This window comes from Pseudoroseomonas cervicalis ATCC 49957, assembly GCF_000164635.1.
GTDB lineage: Bacteria > Pseudomonadota > Alphaproteobacteria > Acetobacterales > Acetobacteraceae > Pseudoroseomonas > Pseudoroseomonas cervicalis.
This window is the reverse complement of the sequence record NZ_GG771107.1, coordinates 1-898: the sequence shown is the minus strand read 5'-3', so window position 1 is coordinate 898 and position 898 is coordinate 1. Positions and strand designations below refer to the sequence as shown.

The 898-nt window shown below is 74.3% G+C and carries 1 protein-coding gene; it reads left to right on the top strand.

Going from position 1 to position 898, the window contains the following annotated elements:
• Positions 1-49 precede the first annotated feature (49 nt).
• On the top strand, positions 50-898 hold an 849-nt coding region (locus tag HMPREF0731_RS21995; RefSeq protein ID WP_007006470.1), incomplete at its 3' end, for an ABC transporter ATP-binding protein.

Sequence of the window (898 nt, the reverse complement as noted above, 5' to 3'; positions counted from 1 at the left end):
CCCTGCCGAGCCGCGCCGAGCTGCGCGCCCTGCGGGCCGGGGCCGGCGCATGAGCGCGGCTTCGCCCGGCCCGGTGCTGGAGATGGAGGGCTTCAACGTCGATCTCGGCCCGCCCGCTCGGCGCGTGCGGGTGGTGGAGGATCTCTCGCTGAGCCTCCATCCCGGCCGGATCACCGGCCTGGTCGGCGAGAGCGGCTCGGGCAAGAGCGTCACCGCCATGGCGCTGATGCGGCTGCTGGCGCCGGGGCAGTATGCCACCACGGCGCGGCGCCTGCTGTTCGAGGGGGCGGAGATCGCCGGCCTCGACGAGCGCGGCATGGCGCGGCTGCGCGGCAACCGCATGGCGATGATCTTCCAGGAGCCGATGACCAGCCTGAATCCGGTCTTCACCATCGGCGACCAGGTGGGCGAGGCGCTGCGCATCCATCGCGGCCTCTCTGGGCCGGAGGCACGGGCGCGCGCCCTGGCGGCGCTGCGCCAGGTGCAGATCCCGGCCGCCGAGCGGCGGATCGACGCCTATCCGCACGAGCTGTCGGGCGGCATGCGGCAGCGCGTGATGATCGCCATGGCGCTGGCCTGCGAGCCCGCCCTGCTGATCGCCGACGAGCCGACCACGGCGCTCGACGTCACCATCCAGGCGCAGATCCTGGCGCTGCTGGCGCAGCTCCGCCGGGAGCACGGCACGGCCATCCTGTTCATCACGCACAATCTCGGCGTCGTCGCCGAAATCGCCGACGAGGTGGCGGTGATGTATGCCGGGCGCATCGTCGAGCGCGCCCCGGCCGCCGCGCTGTTCACCGGCGCGCAGCACCCCTACACGCTGGCGCTGCTGGCGGCCATGCCGTCGCTGACCGGCGCGCAGGCGCGGCTGGAGCCGATCCCCGGCCGCATGCCGGCG